The organism is Aquimarina spongiae (genome assembly GCF_900141785.1).
In the GTDB taxonomy this organism is placed as follows: domain Bacteria; phylum Bacteroidota; class Bacteroidia; order Flavobacteriales; family Flavobacteriaceae; genus Aquimarina; species Aquimarina spongiae.
Genome location: NZ_FQYP01000007.1, coordinates 236,849 through 254,713, shown reverse-complemented (window position 1 = coordinate 254,713; position 17,865 = coordinate 236,849). Strand labels below are relative to the sequence as shown.

At 35.2% G+C, this 17,865-nt stretch carries 16 protein-coding genes; 7 read left to right on the top strand and 9 right to left on the bottom strand.

Annotated elements, in window-relative coordinates; all coding sequences use genetic code 11:
• Positions 1-35: 35 nt before the first annotated feature.
• Positions 36-428, top strand: coding sequence for a DUF423 domain-containing protein (locus BUE24_RS16920; RefSeq protein ID WP_073318347.1), 393 nt, complete (start codon positions 36-38; stop codon positions 426-428).
• A 59-nt stretch (positions 429-487) separates the two neighbouring features.
• Entirely contained in the window at positions 488-2,104 is a 1,617-nt protein-coding gene (gene pckA, locus BUE24_RS16915) for a phosphoenolpyruvate carboxykinase (ATP) (RefSeq protein WP_073318344.1), read from the top strand.
• A 97-nt stretch (positions 2,105-2,201) separates the two neighbouring features.
• Here the strand turns inward: pckA and BUE24_RS16910 are convergent, their stop codons facing one another.
• Entirely contained in the window at positions 2,202-2,948 is a 747-nt protein-coding gene (locus BUE24_RS16910) for a uroporphyrinogen-III synthase (RefSeq protein ID WP_073318341.1), read from the bottom strand.
• A gap of 33 nt (positions 2,949-2,981) precedes the next feature.
• Positions 2,982-3,635, bottom strand: coding sequence for a DUF4271 domain-containing protein (locus BUE24_RS16905; RefSeq protein WP_073318338.1), 654 nt, complete (start codon positions 3,633-3,635; stop codon positions 2,982-2,984).
• A gap of 95 nt (positions 3,636-3,730) precedes the next feature.
• Between BUE24_RS16905 and BUE24_RS16900 the strand changes: the two genes are divergently transcribed.
• Genes BUE24_RS16900 through BUE24_RS16890 form a run of 3 tightly spaced genes read left to right on the top strand, consistent with a single transcriptional unit; the run spans position 3,731 to position 6,341 of the window.
• Positions 3,731-4,462: a polyprenol monophosphomannose synthase gene (locus BUE24_RS16900; protein ID WP_073318335.1), complete on the top strand. Its 732-nt coding sequence runs from the start codon at positions 3,731-3,733 to the stop codon at positions 4,460-4,462.
• Between the two features lie 2 nt (positions 4,463-4,464).
• A complete protein-coding gene (locus tag BUE24_RS16895; RefSeq protein ID WP_073318686.1) occupies positions 4,465-5,805 on the top strand; it encodes a dihydroorotase in 1,341 nt (446 codons plus the stop codon).
• Positions 5,805-6,341, top strand: a complete 537-nt coding sequence (locus tag BUE24_RS16890) for a DUF4296 domain-containing protein (protein WP_073318332.1) — start codon at positions 5,805-5,807, stop codon at positions 6,339-6,341. The genes BUE24_RS16895 and BUE24_RS16890 overlap by 1 nt, the downstream gene beginning before the upstream one ends.
• Here BUE24_RS16890 and BUE24_RS16885 read toward each other — a convergent pair.
• Positions 6,316-7,323: an NAD-dependent epimerase/dehydratase family protein gene (locus BUE24_RS16885; RefSeq protein WP_073318328.1), complete on the bottom strand. Its 1,008-nt coding sequence runs from the start codon at positions 7,321-7,323 to the stop codon at positions 6,316-6,318. The two genes, BUE24_RS16890 and BUE24_RS16885, sit on opposite strands and share 26 nt — an antisense overlap.
• A gap of 31 nt (positions 7,324-7,354) precedes the next feature.
• Positions 7,355-10,999: a tetratricopeptide repeat protein gene (locus BUE24_RS16880; protein ID WP_170864619.1), complete on the bottom strand. Its 3,645-nt coding sequence runs from the start codon at positions 10,997-10,999 to the stop codon at positions 7,355-7,357.
• Positions 11,000-11,180: 181 nt separating this feature from the next.
• Between BUE24_RS16880 and tyrS the strand changes: the two genes are divergently transcribed.
• Positions 11,181-12,476 (top strand): tyrosine--tRNA ligase, encoded by a 1,296-nt coding sequence (gene tyrS / locus BUE24_RS16875; RefSeq protein ID WP_073318322.1) that lies wholly within the window; start codon positions 11,181-11,183, stop codon positions 12,474-12,476.
• Positions 12,477-12,598: 122 nt separating this feature from the next.
• Here tyrS and BUE24_RS16870 read toward each other — a convergent pair whose 3' ends face one another.
• The 5 genes from BUE24_RS16870 to BUE24_RS16850 form a co-directional block, all read right to left on the bottom strand.
• Entirely contained in the window at positions 12,599-13,048 is a 450-nt protein-coding gene (locus BUE24_RS16870) for a YHS domain-containing (seleno)protein (protein WP_073318319.1), read from the bottom strand.
• A gap of 88 nt (positions 13,049-13,136) precedes the next feature.
• The gene (locus tag BUE24_RS16865) at positions 13,137-13,655 is read right to left on the bottom strand and encodes a DUF350 domain-containing protein (protein WP_073318316.1); all 519 of its coding nucleotides are present in this window, start codon (positions 13,653-13,655) and stop codon (positions 13,137-13,139) included.
• A complete protein-coding gene (locus BUE24_RS16860; protein WP_073318313.1) occupies positions 13,645-14,682 on the bottom strand; it encodes a hypothetical protein in 1,038 nt (345 codons plus the stop codon). The genes BUE24_RS16865 and BUE24_RS16860 overlap by 11 nt, the downstream gene beginning before the upstream one ends.
• A gap of 1 nt (position 14,683) precedes the next feature.
• Positions 14,684-15,664: a long-chain-fatty-acid--protein ligase gene (locus tag BUE24_RS16855; protein WP_073318311.1), complete on the bottom strand. Its 981-nt coding sequence runs from the start codon at positions 15,662-15,664 to the stop codon at positions 14,684-14,686.
• Positions 15,665-15,773: 109 nt separating this feature from the next.
• Positions 15,774-16,121, bottom strand: coding sequence for a T9SS type A sorting domain-containing protein (locus BUE24_RS16850; protein ID WP_073318309.1), 348 nt, complete (start codon positions 16,119-16,121; stop codon positions 15,774-15,776).
• Between the two features lie 291 nt (positions 16,122-16,412).
• Here BUE24_RS16850 and BUE24_RS16845 point away from each other — a divergent pair, with 291 nt between their 5' ends.
• Entirely contained in the window at positions 16,413-17,819 is a 1,407-nt protein-coding gene (locus BUE24_RS16845; RefSeq protein WP_073318307.1) for an MATE family efflux transporter, read from the top strand.
• Positions 17,820-17,865 lie beyond the last annotated feature (46 nt).

The window sequence follows — 17,865 nt, the reverse complement described above, 5'->3', positions numbered from 1 at the left end:
ATCTCAATCAATAGTCAAATTGAATCGAAACGATAATGAACAAAACAATTTTGATTACCGGCGCATCTCTTGCTTTGATCGCAGTACTTTTTGGTGCTTTTGGAGCACATGGCTTAGAAAAACTAGTGGATGCCAATAACATTGCTTCATTTAATACAGGAGTGCGATATCAAATGTATCATGCCATAGTATGCATTATTTTAGGGAATATGAAGGTTTTAGAATCTTCTTCCAAAAAACGAATCTTTTATCTTTTTGTGGCTGGAATTGCTCTTTTTTCAGGATCAATATACCTTTTGGTGTTGGATGAAGTGTTAGGGATTTCTTTGTCAAGTATTGGCTTTATTACACCTATGGGAGGTTTTTTGTTAATTTTTGGATGGATTTTCTTTATTATATCCCTTGTTAAGATTAAGTCAAATTTTTGAAGGTTAGTGTAATTATTATTTATAATTTTGCACGTACATAACATACACAACATATTTTTATGGGAACACTGTATCCAACTACGAAAACGTTTTCGTTAAAGAATTACGGTATTGAAGATGCTACTATGCACTACCAATTGTCTGCTGAAGAATTAGAACAAGAGGTAGTAAAAAAGGGCCAGGGAGAAATCACTAAATCGGGAGCATTAGCGATCAAAACAGGAGAGTTTACAGGACGATCTCCTATGGACCGTTTTATTGTGAAAGATGATATCACCAAAGACAAGATTTGGTGGGGTGATATTAATATTCCTTTTGAACCGGAAGCATTTGATAAACTTTATGACAAGGTAACTAAGTATTTGTCTGGAAAGGAAATTTATGTAAGAGATAGTTACGCTTGTGCTGATCCAGAATATAGATTAAATATTCGTGTGATCAACGAATATCCGTGGTCGAACATGTTTGCTTATAATATGTTTTTAAGGCCTACTGCAGAAGAGTTAAAAGATTTTGACCCTGAGTGGACAGTAATCAATGCGCCTGGTTTTATGGCGGATGCTGGTGTTGATGGAACCAGACAGCATAACTTTGCGATTTTAAATTTTGGAAGAAAAATTGCACTTATTGGAGGAACAGGATATACTGGTGAGATCAAAAAAGGTATTTTCTCTGCTTTAAACTTTATTCTTCCTGTAGAACGTGATGTATTACCAATGCACTGTTCAGCGAATATTGGTAATGAAGGAGATACTGCAATCTTCTTTGGGCTTTCGGGAACAGGTAAAACTACACTTTCTACTGATCCTAATCGTAAGCTGATCGGTGATGATGAGCACGGATGGACCAATGAGAACACCATATTCAATTTTGAAGGAGGTTGCTATGCAAAAGTAATTGATCTATCCTCAGAGAAAGAGCCAGAGATCTATGGTGCAATCAAAAAAGGAGCTATTCTTGAAAATGTGATCATAGATAGTAATGGCGAGGTTGATTTTGCTGATACTTCTATTACGCAGAATACCAGAGTAAGTTACCCTATTCATCATATTGAAAATATTCAGATACCTTCTATTGGGAAGGATACCAAAAACATATTTTTCCTTACGGCAGATGCTTTTGGAGTATTGCCTCCGATTTCAAAATTAACACCTAGTCAGGCAGCATATCATTTCATATCAGGATATACGGCAAAGGTGGCAGGTACAGAGGCAGGAGTGGTAGAGCCACAGCCTTCTTTTTCTGCATGTTTTGGAGCTCCGTTTATGCCTTTGCATCCTACAAAGTACGCAGAGATGCTGATAGAGAAGATGCAGGAAACCGGAGTTAATGTATGGTTGGTGAACACAGGATGGACTGGTGGACCTTATGGAGTAGGAACACGTATCAAGTTGAAATATACACGTGCAATGATTCAAGCAGTATTGAATGGTGATTTAGGACTGTATTCTTATGATGATTATCATATTCACTCGGTATTTGGAGTGGCGCAGCCTAGAACTTGCCCAGGAATTCCTGATACCGTTTTAAGTCCTAGAGCAACATGGAATGATGATGAGGCATATTATACTACAGCATTCAAATTAACGAATGCGTTTAGAGAGAATTTCAAAAAGTTTGAAACCTATGCAAATGAGGAGATCCGAAGAGGAGGGCCTCAGCGATATGGATTCTAAGAACTATAGATAATGATGTATTAAAAAAGGGTTTGAATAATTTCAAACCCTTTTTTGTTTTAGTTAGTTGTTGGATAACCTGGTTTTTTCCGGTTATCTATTTTTTGTTGACTTCTTTAATGTATTTCTGAAGTGCCATAGTCATTGATGGTGTTTCTGGAGTTGGAGCCTGAATGTTTACTACCAATCCATGCTCTTCTGCAGCTTTTACAGTAGAATTTCCGAATACTGCGATGCGAGTGTTGTTTTGTTTGAAATCAGGGAAGTTTTCGAACAACGATTTTATGCCTGATGGGCTAAAAAATACAAGAACATCATAAAATACATCTCTTAGGTCAGAAAGATCACTTACTACAGTTTTGTAAAAAATACCTTGTTTCCAATCTACTTTCAGCGTATCTAAAGTATTAGGAATTTCTGGTTTTAGTTTATCTGAAGACGGTAATAAGAATTTTTCGTTTTTATACTTCTTGATTAATGGAGATAATTCCTGGAAAGTACGTTTACCTACATAAATCTTTCTTTTTCTGTATACTACATATTTCTGCAAGTAATATGCTACAGCCTCACTTTGGCAGAAGTATTTCATAGTATCAGGTACTTTGTAACGCATTTCTTCAGCAATTCTGAAAAAATGGTCTACAGAGTTCCGGCTTGTAAGAATAATAGCAGAGTATTGTGATAAATCCACTTTCTGCAGCCTTACTTCTTTTGCATCTACTCCTTCTACATGAATAAAAGGAATAAAGTCGATTTTTACTTTTTCCCTTTCTTCTAAGTCAAAATAAGGTGAATTTTCTACTTTAGGCTCTGGTTGTGAGACCAAAATTGTTTTCACTTTCATATATTATTCTTTTCTAACGTTCCTAAATCCTATTTAACTTACCAGCTTGTATAGTATAAAATAAGGTGCGATTTCAAGTGCGCAAAGATACAAAATAAAATAAAACAAGTGGTTTAAAATGATATTTTCATTTTTCTTGTAAAAAGAAATCATAACGATCATATTCAAAATAACCAAAAGAATAAATATGATTAAGAAGGCAATTTGGGAGGCTTGAAATGTATATATAAATACAATATTTATGGGAAGTAATATCAGCCCCATAAAATTACGGTAAGAAACTTTATAAAATAGATATTCGTCGATCACGGTATCGATAGAAAAAATGGTAGCTACTATTTTTTCTATCAATAATTTACAAATCACAATAAAGGTGTATACAATGGCAATTTTAAAAAATAAATTAAGCTCTAAAGATTGTACTTCCCATTGGAATACCCCTACTCCAAGATATAAAAAGAGGGATACTGAAACAATTTGCATGAGTAACAAAAGACTGTTAAAAACAGTAGAAAGACGATTTGCTTTTTGACTTGACAGGATGTATTTATTGGTGCTAAAAAGCATAATAAACTCGTTAAATCGTAGAGCATTGAGACGCTTTGCTGCAACCAACAGAGAGAGGCATGCCAAAATCAAAATGGTAAGCCAATTGGTTGATAGTATTTCTCTGGTGATGAATTCCATAATATATGCAGGGCTAAAATTACAATCAATTAACTTATAAAAACAAAAAAATATCTAGTAATTATTTGCCTATATTTGCGTGAAAAATAGCCTAGATGGTAGATGCTGTAGTCATAATCCCTACCTATAACGAGATTGAAAATGTAGAACGTATCGTCAAAAATGTGTTTTCTCTGCAAAGAGGTTTTCATATTTTGATTGTAGACGATAATTCTCCTGATGGAACGGCTGCCGAAGTGAAAAAAATGCAATCCGAGTTTCCAGAACGTTTGTTTTTGGTAGAACGAGAGGGGAAATTGGGTTTAGGCACTGCTTACATAACTGGTTTCAAATGGGCTTTAGAACGATCTTACGAATTCATTTTTGAAATGGATGCAGATTTTTCACATAATCCCAACGATTTGATTCGATTGTATAATGCGTGTGCGAAAGGTAGTTCTGATGTTGCCATTGGTTCTAGATATGTTACAGGTGTTAATGTGGTAAACTGGCCAATGAGCAGAGTTTTACTATCGTGGTTTGCCTCTAGATACGTACGTTTTATTACAGGAATGGATATTCATGACACAACCGCAGGATTTATCTGTTATAAAAGAGAGGTATTGCAACGCATTAATCTCGACAAAATTAAGTTTATGGGGTATGCTTTTCAGATCGAAATGAAATTCAAAGCCTATTTACTGAAATTTAAAATAAAAGAGGTTCCGGTAATTTTTACTGATAGAACCAGAGGAAATTCCAAAATGAGTAAAGGAATTATTTCTGAAGCTGTATTTGGAGTGATAACAATGAAATTGAAAAGCTTATTTAAAAGTTACGAAATATGATTATGGATAGTGTGCTTATCAAGAATGCCAATATCGTAAACGAAGGAAAAATTACTAATGGGGATGTATATATAGAAAAAGGGGTGTTTAAAGAAATTGCACCTCAGATTAGTGCCAAATCTCCCGATGTACATATTTTTGACGCCGAAGGGAAATACCTGATCCCTGGAGTAATCGATGATCAGGTTCATTTTAGAGAACCGGGACTTACGCACAAAGCAACGATTGAAACAGAATCAAGAGCCGCAGTTGCTGGAGGGATTACTTCGTTTATAGAACAGCCGAATACGGTTCCTCAAGCGACAACTATAGAACGCTTGGAGGAAAAATATACCATAGCTTCCAAAACCAGTTATGCGAATTATTCGTTTATGTTTGGAGGCACCAACGATAACCTCGAAGAGATTTTAAAGGTAAATCCAAAAAACGTAGCAGGTCTAAAGTTGTTTCTGGGTTCTTCTACAGGAAACATGCTGGTTGACAATCCTGAGGTACTAGAAAAGATATTTTCTTCTACGGATTTATTAATCGCTGTACACTGTGAGGATGAACAGACAATAAGAGATAATACTGCCGCTTACAAGGAAAAATATGGGGATGATATTCCTATCGAATTTCACCCTAAGATAAGAAGTGAAGAAGCATGTTACTTGTCTTCTTCCAGGGCGATCGAATTGGCGAAGAAAACAGGAGCTCGTCTTCATGTATTCCATTTGTCTACCGCCAAAGAAATGGAGTTGTTTACCAACAAAATACCATTAGAAGAGAAAAAAATTACCGCCGAAGTATGTATTCATCATTTATGGTTTTCTGAAGAAGACTATAAAGAAAAAGGCACGTTGATCAAATGGAATCCTGCAGTAAAAACAGCTGAAGATCGAGAAGCTTTGTTCGAAGCTTTGTTAAATGATACTATTGATGTGATTGCAACCGATCACGCACCACATACCAAGGAAGAAAAGGATAATGTATATACCAAAGCGCCTTCGGGAGGCCCATTAGTACAACACGCGTTACCGGCGATGTTAGAGTTTTATCATCAAGGTAAAATCAGCCTAGAGAAGATTGTAGAAAAAATGTGTCATAGTCCTGCAAGATTGTTTCAGGTAGAAAAACGAGGGTATATTAAAGAAGGATACTTTGCTGATGCCGTTTTGGTGGATCTTAATGCGCCATGGACGGTAAATAAGGAAAATGTAGCGTACAAATGTGGTTGGTCTCCTTTTGAGGGAACCACCTTTAAGTCAAGAATTACACATACCTTTATCAATGGAAGCTTAGTCTATAAGAACTTTAAATGGTATGATGTAAAAAATGGAAAGCGATTAACGTTTACGAGATAATGAAGAAGTTAATACCAATATTTATCCTATGCGTACTCTCCTGTCAGAGTATTGATACTCCCGAAGAACCGGAAACCGTTTTGGAGGAGGAGCTTATGATCGATATCCTTACCGACATTGCTTTTATACGAGCTGCAAAAACTTCTAGTAGAAAGGTATTTGATGAAAAAGGGATCAATCCTGAATCTTATATTTTAAGAAAGTATGGAGTGGATAGTATCGTATTTGCCGAAAATAATGCATGGTATGGAGGGCAATTAGAGCGTTATAAGGAAATGTTTACCGTAGTAAAAAGCAATATAGAGGTTTCTAAAATAAAGTTTGAAAAACTGAAAAAAGAGGAAGACTCGATCAAAAAGGTGCAAGATTCCATCAAAAAAGCCACGGGTGATAAGAAAGACGATAAAAAGGATAAAAAGAATAAAAAAAATAAAAAGGAAGAGTTAGAGATTGATGACGCTAAAAACCGAGCTATCGAAGAAGAAATGGAAAAAGCTCGAGTAAAGCGATTCAATAACCTTTCAGGAAAAGAGTAGCAGCTTCTTCAATAGCTTTTTGTACAGGTTCGAATTTATAATCTAAAGTCTTCTTGATTTTGTCATTTTTGTAATAGGAGGTGGATAGTGCACTTCGTATTGAAGACTTAAAAATGGACCGTTTTGTTCTGAATAAAAAATGACTTATTCGTTGTAATTGATAGGCAAAGTTTAGCAAGAAAGGCGTGGCTAGCTTTGTAGGAGCAGGTTTTTGTAAAGCCAAAGCAATCTTTGAGAATGCTTCCTGATAGCTTAAGTGCTCTCCTACTAGTACATAACGTTCATTTTTATGATCTTCTTCCATCAATCTGTACATGCAAGTAATCACGTCATTTACGCCTACATAACCTGATGTTCCTGAAGTGTAATATTTCATGCCTGCGTGAATTCTTTTAAATAAAAATCCACTGCCTCCATCATAAAACCCTGGGCCTATAATGATGCCTGGATTTACAATTACAGCATCCAAACCTTCTTGAACGCCTCTCCAGACTTCCATTTCGGCACCATATTTTGTAATGGCGTAGACAGAGTTTAAAGCTTCTGGATTCCATTCAGAAGTCTCGTCGGCAGAGCTGCCTGAGGTGTTTTCTCCAAGAGCAGCAATAGAACTTACATGACATACTTTGTTAACGCCATATGCTAAGCTAAGATTGATGATATTTGCAGTACCATCGATATTTACTTTGCGTAGTTTTTTGAAATGAGAAGGGTTAAAACTAATTTTTGCAGCGCAATGATATACTTTGGTGATCCCTACAAAAGCTTCGGATAGCTCAGGTACATTGTTAATGTCTGTTTGTACCCATTCGATAGCTTCAAATGCAGCCTCTTGATTGGGTAAATAGTATAAAAAGATTTTTCGAGAATATTCCTTTTTACGATCAGAGCGGTACAGGGCACGTACAGGTAACTTCTCCTCTACAAGTTGAACTAATAAGTGTGTGCCTACCAGGCCTGTTGCTCCTGTTACTAAAACCATAGTGTGTGTTCTGCAATGCTAAAGTAATGAATTAAGCTCGTATATGAGGATTTTTCATCTTTCTTTGATAGATAAAATATATCCCTAAAAGTAGTGCTAAAACACCAATTCCAATACCCCAGTACCATATCTGATTATTAGAAAAGTTGATAGGTGTATCTTCTCCAACTAGGTAAAAAGCTCCCCAATAGAAAGGATGAGTGCGATTTACATTAGCCGATTGTAAATAACTCAATTTAGCCTGTTGTAAAGCCTTGCTTTTTGGCATTCCTTTTTTAAGGTTGGTATAAAAATATTTCATTAACTCTGGAGTAGTTTGGTCTGATACTTCCCAGCTGGCGAGTAATAAACTTTTGGTTCCAGCGTACTGAAATGCATTTCCTAAACTCATAATTCCTTCACCTTTAGCGATTTTTCCTGTACCGGTATTGCAAGCACTTAATACCGTTAGCTCTGCAGGAATATCTAGGGCAAATAATTCGTGACTGTATAACAAATTATCTTCTAGGGTGTCTTTACTTTTGGTAAAAAACAGCCGTGAGTTTTCTGGTCTTTCGTTGTCTACTTCACCGTGCAATGCCAGGTGCAATATGTTATACTTTTCTGCATTCTTTTTGAAGTTAGTTTCTATGGCTTGAGATCCATAAAAATATTGCCCATCTATAATGTTAGAGATCGCTCTAATTTCTTCACGAGTTCCAGGTAAATCGTCTCCGGTGTCACGAAGGGTGGCAAGACTCACCATTGTATTGTCATTAGTATTGGTGCTATCAGAAAACGAGAACGCTAGACACTCCTGCAGGGTTTTATTCGTTCTTTTGGTCGTTTGAGTTTTAAACAAAAGCGTTGCAGAATTCGCATAGTTAATAGCATACTCTTTTAAAAGATAAGGGAAGTTTTTCGGGTTGTTTGATGGATCATTTTGGGTAAGCAACAGATCAAAATTAAGATGCCAAAGCGGTCCGTCGGGAACAATGATCAGTTGGTCTCCATCAAGCTGATCTTTTACAGGAGCAATTAACAACTGGTGTAAGGCGTGCGATAGGGTTTTGAAATTCTTTGTATTTTTTGATGTGATCGCCTTACGATAGGCTTCTATTTGATCATTTAATCCTGGAGTATTAAGTTTCTTGACTACAAAATTGTTTTTTGAAATAGTAAAAGCATAAGTAACACCGCTGTTGGTAGTAAAAAATTCGAGAAGAGTAGTTTCTTTGTTTATTCGGTGTTGAATGTCACGGATTTCGGTAATATGATTTTGGTATTTTAGTTGATAATATTTGGGATATTCTTGTTCAATAACTTTTTGTAAAGAATCTTGGCTCCTTGCGATGCTAAATAGTTTATTTTTATGAAGAGAAAGATCAAGGGTGTCTTGATCAGTGTTGTTTACAATTTCATTAACCTTTGATTGATAAAAAGAATAATCAGATTTAAGATGTTTTTCCAAATCCAGTAGATCTGAAGAGATATCATTAAAAGATAGAAGATAAGACTTGTTAAGGATTTCTAATAAAGTATTTGATTTGTTTTTTTCATTGTAGTAGAACATTTGTTTTGCGAATTCTTTTTTATTATCTTCTTTAAGCAGTAAAAAATACGATTCTAAAACCCCATCATAAAGTTCCTGAACTCTATCAGAAAATAATATTTTGTCTTGAAAATTGTTTGTTTTTTTTCTGGTGTTATGAATTAATTTATCCGCAATTGTATATGCTGAAATACAGTTTTTTAATTGGTTTAAATCTTTTGTTTCCAAATAAATCGATTTAGACGCCTTGGCAATTCCATTTAATGCATATATAACTGTGTTTGCATCATTACAACTATCAAAATCATCAACTCTATTTTCTAATATCTCTTTGTAAGATGTACATAGTGAAGATATTGACTTTTTATAGTATTTTGCAGCTTTGTTAAAATCCGTGTTTTCATAAAATAAATCGCCCATTTTTGAGTAAACCTTAGCTGTTTCGATATTGAAATCTCCATAAACAGCAAGCCTAATATGAAGAGCCTTTTCTAAAAAAAGTAATGCTTTTTCATAATTTTTAAGACCCATATGAGAGTTTGCAAAATTAATGTATGAAAAAGGGATGCGTGCGTGATCTTCTCCGTAAGCATTGATCCACACAGTTAGGGCCTTTTCATTGTATTCTATAGCTTTAGCATATTCCTTTTTGGAATTATAAATGTCTGCGATGTTATTAAGTAAATCTCCTATATTTGGATGATTGTTAACCAATTTCGATTGTTTTATTTTAAGAGCTTTTTTAGAATATTTTAATGCATTTTCATAATCCTCTTTGTGTTGAAAAGCTAATCCCATACTTTGGTATAAATCCGATATCGGAATGCTGTTTTCATCAAAAATCTGAAGTTTTATATCTAAAGCTTTAAAAAAATATTCCAAAGACCTATTAAATTGAGATTTTCGTTGATATACAATTCCCATTCCCATATATGATCCACTAATATTATCCCGACTTTCTAAATAGGTTTCTTTAGCCACTTCCAGAGCTTTTTCAAAATATTGCATGGCAGCTTCGAACTCCCTTAAGTTTCTATAGGCATTCCCAATATTATTGTATCCGGTGGCTAGCAGATCAATGTTTTTTTTAGGAGAGTTATTTAAGATATCTAACCCTTTTTTGTAGTATTTGATTGCTGTCCTAAAGTCGCCAAGATTTATATACATCACAGCAAGATTTCCGGTCAATTGAGCTACAAAATCATGATCACTACCATAGTGTTTCTCTGTTGCTTCTAGCTGCAATTTGACGTAATCAAGGGCAGTTTTATATTCGCCTAGGTAATAATAATTGGTAGCTAATTTGCCATATACAGAACCAATTAATATGAAGTCTGAACTAAAGTTCTTGTTAATGATTTCTAATGCTATATTCGCATTTGTAATTGATTCTTGATAGAGAGATTTAATTGTTTGGATTTCACAAATTTTGGTAATACAAGTGACTTTTATTCTTTGCTCTTCTAGCTCTTTACTCATTTTTAAAGCCATCTTGTAGTAACGTAAAGCATTGTCATAATTTTGGGCATCTAAATAACATGAAGCAATATTTACTACGGACTGAAGAACTTCTTTGTGGCTATTGGGATAAATGTTTTGATAAGTTTTTAGAGCTTTTTGAAAAAAGAAAATTGCTTTATCATATGTTCTTTGTGTGCGGTAAAAAAAACCGAAATTATTGTAAGATCTAATAATGTCGGGATGGTTAGCATTTAATATTTTCTTTTGAATGTTTAAAGCTTTTTGGTAGTATGCTAGAGCTTTATCTAATTGTGAAATATTTTCGTAATAATTACCAATATTGTCATAAGCATAGGCTTCGTGCCTTGTGTTTTTTTTCAAATAATGTAAACAAATTTCTAAAGCTTTATTGGCCTCTTTATATGAGCTGTCGAGATCTTTTTTTCTCCATAAGTTTTCGGAAATCCCATTGTGACAATTGGCTAACTTTTCCCAAGCTTTTGCATTTTTATATAGTGGTAAAGCCTTATTAAAATATACAATTGAGCTATCTAAAGTTCTTGCTTTTAAAAATGATTGGGCTTTTTTAAAATACAGAGCAGCCAATAGGGTGTCCTTCTCTACCTGGGCATTGACAAGATTACAAGCTAAAGTAAAAAGTAAGATCAATGATATCTTAATCAAAAGGGGTAATTTTTGTCGAGTCATAATGATAATTATATGTTCTTCAAAGGTTAATAGCAAAGTAACTAAAAATGTTACTTTTTTATGGGGGTTATTTTTAACTTATGAATTCTATTAGGTTCCTATAGCATCATCTCGTCCTTATTTTTATCTTTGTCGCTCTTAAAAAGAACGTTACAAAATGATCAAGAATTTTATCGAAGAATTACAATGGCGAGGGATGTTGCACGATGCGATGCCTGGTACAGAAGAATACCTTAACGAACAAATGCGATCTGCATATGTAGGTTTTGATCCAACAGCAGATTCTTTGCATATTGGTAATCTGGTACCCATCATGTTATTGGCTCACTATCAAAGAGCAGGGCATAAACCTTTTGCGTTGGTTGGTGGAGCAACAGGGATGATCGGTGATCCTTCTGGGAAATCTGCAGAACGTAATCTTCTTGATGAAAAAACACTACGACATAACCAGGAAGCTATCAAAAAACAACTAGGTAGGTTTCTTGATTTCGAAAGTGATGGGCCAAACGCTGCGGTGTTGGTGAACAACTACGATTGGATGAAAGAATTTTCGTTTCTAGGTTTCATTAGAGATGTTGGTAAGCATATCACTGTAAATTATATGATGGCCAAGGATTCTGTAAAAAATAGAATCTCTTCAGAATCGTCAGAAGGAATGTCTTTTACAGAGTTTACTTACCAACTGGTGCAAGGGTATGACTTTTTGCATTTGTATCGTGAACATGAGTGTACCTTGCAAATGGGAGGAAGCGATCAATGGGGTAATATCACCACCGGAACCGAATTGATACGAAGAATCGCTGGAGGTAAAGGATATGCATTAACGTGCCCGTTAATTACAAAATCCGACGGATCCAAATTTGGAAAATCAGAAGGAGGTAATGTGTGGCTGGATGCAAATAGAACTTCTCCTTATAAATTCTATCAGTATTGGCTCAATACCAGTGATGAAGATGCTGAAAAGTATATCAAGATCTTCACGTTTTTGAGTAAAGAAGAAATAGAAAAGTTGATTGAGGAGCATAAAGAGGCTCCACATATGCGAATTTTACAAAAGAAATTGGCAGATGAGGTAACTGTGATTGTGCACTCTCAAGAGGATTTGGATAATGCGATAAAAGCGTCTAGTATTTTATTTGGGAAATCTACTTCTTCAGATCTAAAGGAGTTGGATGAAGCCACATTTTTGGATGTTTTTGATGGAGTACCTCAGGCTGAAGTATCAAAAAATGAAATTTCAGAAGGCTTGGATATTATTGGAGCCTTGGCAGAAAAAACTGGTTTTCTGAAATCTAATGGAGAGGCCCGAAGAGCATTGAAAGAAAACTCAATCTCGGTGAATAAGGAAAAAGTGAATGATAGTTTTTCCATTTCAGAGAAAGATTTGATCAATGATCAATTCGTTTTATTGCAAAGAGGAAAAAAGAACTACTTCGTAATTAGAGCCGTATAGATCAAAACATAAAAAACAAAGCCTACCCTTAAGCGAGGTAGGCTTTGTCAACTAACCAATCAATTATTGAAAAAAACTTAGCAATTAAAACAGTTCGACGCAACTGGTTTAAAAGATCTTTATTACTTCTTGGCTTTTATATTTTGCCAATTCGTATCTGCTTTTACTTTTAATTTATCTGCACCTTCGTCATTCCATTTATCCAGGGTATTAATGCCCCAAGAGTTATAGAATAAATACAGTTTTCCGTCTCGTATTTCGAAGGTTTTGGGGTTGATATCTACTTTTTCGCTATTTACTGCTACAGCATAGGCACAATAACCTCCATACTGAGGGACATATTTGTCTGGGTTACTTTTGAACTTGTTCAGGTTTTGTTGACTTGCAAATTTATATTTTACATCGTCGTGTGTAGCGGTATATTTACTTTCTCCTTTTACGGCTTTATTATTAAAGTATTCCGTTACGTCATATCCTTCGGCAATAAAACTTTTCTTGGTGTTATAATCGATTTGCTGAGCGCTTACTACGGTCGCAAAAATTAATAGTATTGTGGTTAAATATTGTCTCATTTTTTGTTGTCTCATTTGGTTACACCTATTGAGTCGTAAAAAAAATGGTTCATTACAATTTTAACATACTTATAAGATTTTTAAGGAGTTACATCAGGAAATTAGAAGCTTCAGGATAAGGAACCAAGGCGCTTATTAATAAACTTATACTGTCTTTGGCGATCAAAGTAATCGAAAGTAAAGTAGCGCTTACCACTATGGCCGTTGACAGATTATTGCGTTGTATGTCTTTGAATTCATTAACACCTTTGGTGAGTGCAGAAAAAAGTAAAAATACAGAGGTGTTGATCACTACGGCAAAACCAAAACCAATCAAAAGATATAGACCAGAGTATTGTATGATCTTACCAAATGAGATTTCGTCTTCTGTAGACATAGATAAGCGAACAATATTGGTGATCGAAGGGATGATCTCACTCAAAATAATGCCGATAGATAAAATAATTCCTGCAGTGAATACAGAAAATGCCATGTTGTTCTCTCCCAGAGCTACATCTTTAAAAAATACTCTTTGTAATATTTTGAAAGAGATAAAAAGAATCAGTACCGATATCAATATAGCTAGTGCTATTTCTATAAAAGCAAGGGTTAATAATTTAGTTTGCATGTTGTTGTGTATTTGTAAGCATTACATACCAATGATTGATATTTTTAAAATTGTTGGGTAATGTGCCAAGGGTAAAATATTTGTTGGTAGTTTCCCAAACATAATAACGTTTTCCCTGATGTAATTTATAAACTCCTTTTGTGGGAACATTTAATCCCAGAATAGAATGCCTGTAGTAATCACTGTTCAGTATGGCTACATCATATCCAAAATGACTTAGAATTGTATAAATAATGACTGTTCGCGTATCACAATCTCCTTTTAGATTCCCCATAAACCCTACAGGGTTTTGTACGCCAAAAGGGATTTCTCCAATACAACAGTCTGGACATTTTACCAAAATATCCCGAATAGAAGGTTCGTATTTTTCTGGTGCTTCACACGCGGTTTCAAAGACCAAAGCATAAGGAATATCTTGAATAAAAGTCACCACTACGTCGGCAAACTCCAGTTGATTGAGTTTGTGATTGGTTTTTATTTCTAACAGACGGTGTAGTATCAAATCCAATTTGGGGCCATCTGTTTTGGCAAGGTGCTGATACAAATCACCCCAGGAAAATCGCTTAAATGTACTACTTTGATTCGCATATTTTCTTTTGGATACTACATAATCCTTTTCCCTGACCGAGAAATCGCCTTCAAACGTATCTCCATAATTGTTTTTCCAGGTTCTATGTTGACTGAGAAGCACGATAGAATCTCCATCTTCAATTATTTTTTCTCTGTAAATTTCCTCTGAAATATCTTTTTTATCTGTTGTTATAGCAGTTGTTGCGTTCTTGAAAACATAACCCATACCAGTAAGAAAAGTAGCAAATAAGGAACTATAAATTACATATTTCCAAGGAGAGGTTTGATGTTGTTTGTGAAGAAGTCTTCCGTAAACCAAAGAGATTAAAAATAATAGTAAAAGAAAAGCGTAAAAAGTAGAAATGGGCAAAAAAGCTTTTACAAAACTACTTCCAACAATTGCAGTCAATACAATTGCAGGAAAAGTAAAACAACCTGCTCCTTTGCTTTTTGCCATATTACAACGCCATTAGATTACATCCTCTTATATCACTATGATCAAATCTACCTAAAATTTGAAAACTACCATCTTTGGATACTTTGCCTAAGTCCTGAGTGGCGATAAATGAACATGAATTTATGTTGGCCAGATCAATAATATTAATTCCTCCAGTTCTGTTATACCCAATAGTAGATAGGGGATCTTCTGGATTTCTAACAGACATTTTCATCCACGGTGGGCATTCAAAGATTCCATCACCTTTGGAATAAGCTTGCGATAACAACTCTGTCATTCCGTATTCACTATGGATTTTTTGTATCCCGAAACCTTTAGATAATTTTTGATGTAGTTCCTCTCTTATCAGTTCCTTTCGTCTACCTTTCATACCTCCTGTTTCCATTACCACTACCTGATCAGTAAGACGGATTTTATGTTGTTCAATAAGGTCTAGTAATGCAAATGATACCCCAAGAAGTAAAATTTTCTTATCACTAGTTAACAACGTTTGTAAAGTGTCGATTAATTTTTTGGTTTCATAGAGATAAAAACCACTTTCTGGATGTTGGCTATCTTCGATTAGTTTTTCTGCCATATAAACCAAAGATGACCCTTCTCTTTCTAGGTATGAGGGTAACAGAGCTAATACTACATATTCAGTAATGTCACCATAGAAATGTTGAAACCCTTTTCTGAAGCTATCTTCGTAAATCGAAAGATCACTCACATAATGTTTGCTGGTAACGCTTCCTGTGGTCCCGCTACTTGTGAACACCTTTTGAGGGATTTTGGTTGTACTTACCACCTTTTCTTTTTTAAAGAACTCAATAGGTAAATACGGTATGCGATCAATAGAAGTTACAGAAGATCGTGTAATCCCCAAAAGATTACAGAATCTTTGATACACTAAGTTATTAATGTATTGATGATGAAATATTTTTAATGCAGTCTCCTCAAAATCGGTATGGTTTTGAATAGAAAAAATGGATTCGAAGAGCATAGGTATTGTTCAACAAATTAGTGTAGAACAAAGGTATGAAAAACCGTGTTTTTGTGTGTTAAATAAGCAGGTCTAATGTGAAATTAAAATACAACGGGCGTAATTACAACTATGGTTTGATAAACTTCACCGTAGTTTTATTCTCTCCTTCAGTGATCTTCAGAATATAAACTCCAGAAGGTAGATCTCCAATGTGTAATTCTCTTCCAGTAAGTACTTCATAATCCACTTGTTTACCCAAAACGTTGAAAATCTTTACGGTTTTAGTGAGTTGTAAATCAGAAGTAATGTATAAAATATCTTTATTGGCAGGGCTAATAAAAACACGAAGTCCTTGGATACTTTGTTTGGTCGTTCTTTCTTGTCTTTCAGATGTGTTTGACTGCGCTTGAATTCCTGAGGTAAAGGACAAGCATATCAAACCGACAAATATGAGTAGCAAGTAGATTTTTTTCATACAAAATTATTTTGGGGCAATAAAGATACAATATTAAAATTTAAATTCCGCTATTAATTTTGCACTCTTTTATGTTAAACCTTAATATAGACGGCTGACCGTCATTGGTTTTACGGTTTTACCCTAAATTAAATTTTGTGGTTCAAAAATAATGCCGCATCTTTGTGGCATCATGAAGTTATAAGAATTTATGTACATAATTGTGCACATAGTCACACCGCGATTTAGAAGCTAAGGATATTCCTTTCTACAGCTTCCCATTCTTTATTCAACTTATAATTCTTTTACATCATGACTCAAAATAGACTCTCATTACAACGTATATTTTCATATTTTAAAACTGCAATTTCTGGTAAGGAACAGGAATTTACTTCTGGTAGTATTCGCCGTGCGATTTTTATGCTTTCAGTACCTATGGTATTGGAAATGATGATGGAATCCATTTTCTTTTTGGTAGACGCGTATTTTGTTTCCAGTTTGGGAGCCAATGCGATTGCCACCGTAGGACTTACCGAATCTGTGCTTACTTTGGTATACGCAATTGCCATAGGATTAAGCATGGGTGTTACGGCTATTGTAGCGCGTAGAATCGGAGAAAAAGATGTGCCTGGCGCTTCTCAAACGGCGGTACAATCTATATTTCTCGGAATTGCAGTAGCAATTTTAGTTAGTATTATTGGTATTCTTTTCCCTAAGGAGATCCTTGGATTAATGGGAGGAGAACCAGAATTGATCGCAGAAGGTTACAAATATACTCAAGTGCTTCTTGGGGGTAATGTAACTATTATGTTGTTGTTCTTGATTAATGCCGTGTTCCGAGGTGCAGGAGATGCCTCTGTAGCCATGCGGGTATTGATTTTTTCTAACCTTCTGAATATCATTCTGGATCCAATGCTGATTTTTGGTTTCGGCCCTATCCCAGCCTTTGGAGTACAGGGCGCTGCCATTGCCACTACTATTGGTAGAGGGAGTGCGGTAATTTTTCAGCTGTTAATTCTCTTTTATGGATGGAGTAAAATCAAAGTTACCTTTAAGGATCTGGTTTTACGAGCTGAAATTATGATGAATTTGATCAAAGTATCTCTAGGAGGAATTGGTCAATTTATCATAGGTACTTCTAGTTGGGTATTTCTAATGCGTATCATGGCAGAGTTTGGTAGCGAAGTACTTGCTGGGTATACCATAGCGATTCGTGTGTTGATGTTTACGCTGATGCCTTCTTGGGGTATGAGTAACGCCGCAGCTACACTGGTAGGCCAAAATCTAGGAGCTCAAAAACCGGAACGAGCTGAGCAATCGGTTTGGAAAACCGGGAAATACAATGCGTATTTTATGTTAGGAGTTTCGCTTTTTTATCTGCTTTTTGCCGAGGCAATTATTCGAATATTTAGTACCGAAGCTTTGGTAGTAGAGTATGGTGCTTTGAGCTTAAGAGTGATTGCAGCAGGTTATGTTTTTTATGCCTATGGCATGGTAATTATACAATCCTTTAATGGAGCAGGAGATACCAAAACACCTACAATTATTAATTTTTTCTGTTTCTGGGTGTTTCAATTGCCCTTCGCTTATCTAGCAGCTTTGGTTTTTGAATGGGGTGCTATGGGAGTATTTCTTGCGATCACTTTTGCAGAAATCTTGATCGCGGTTATTGGGATCATTTGGTTTAGAAAAGGTAGTTGGAAGAGTGTAAAAGTGTAATAAAACTGCAACCTATATAATAATGATAAGGCTACCTGAAGAGGTA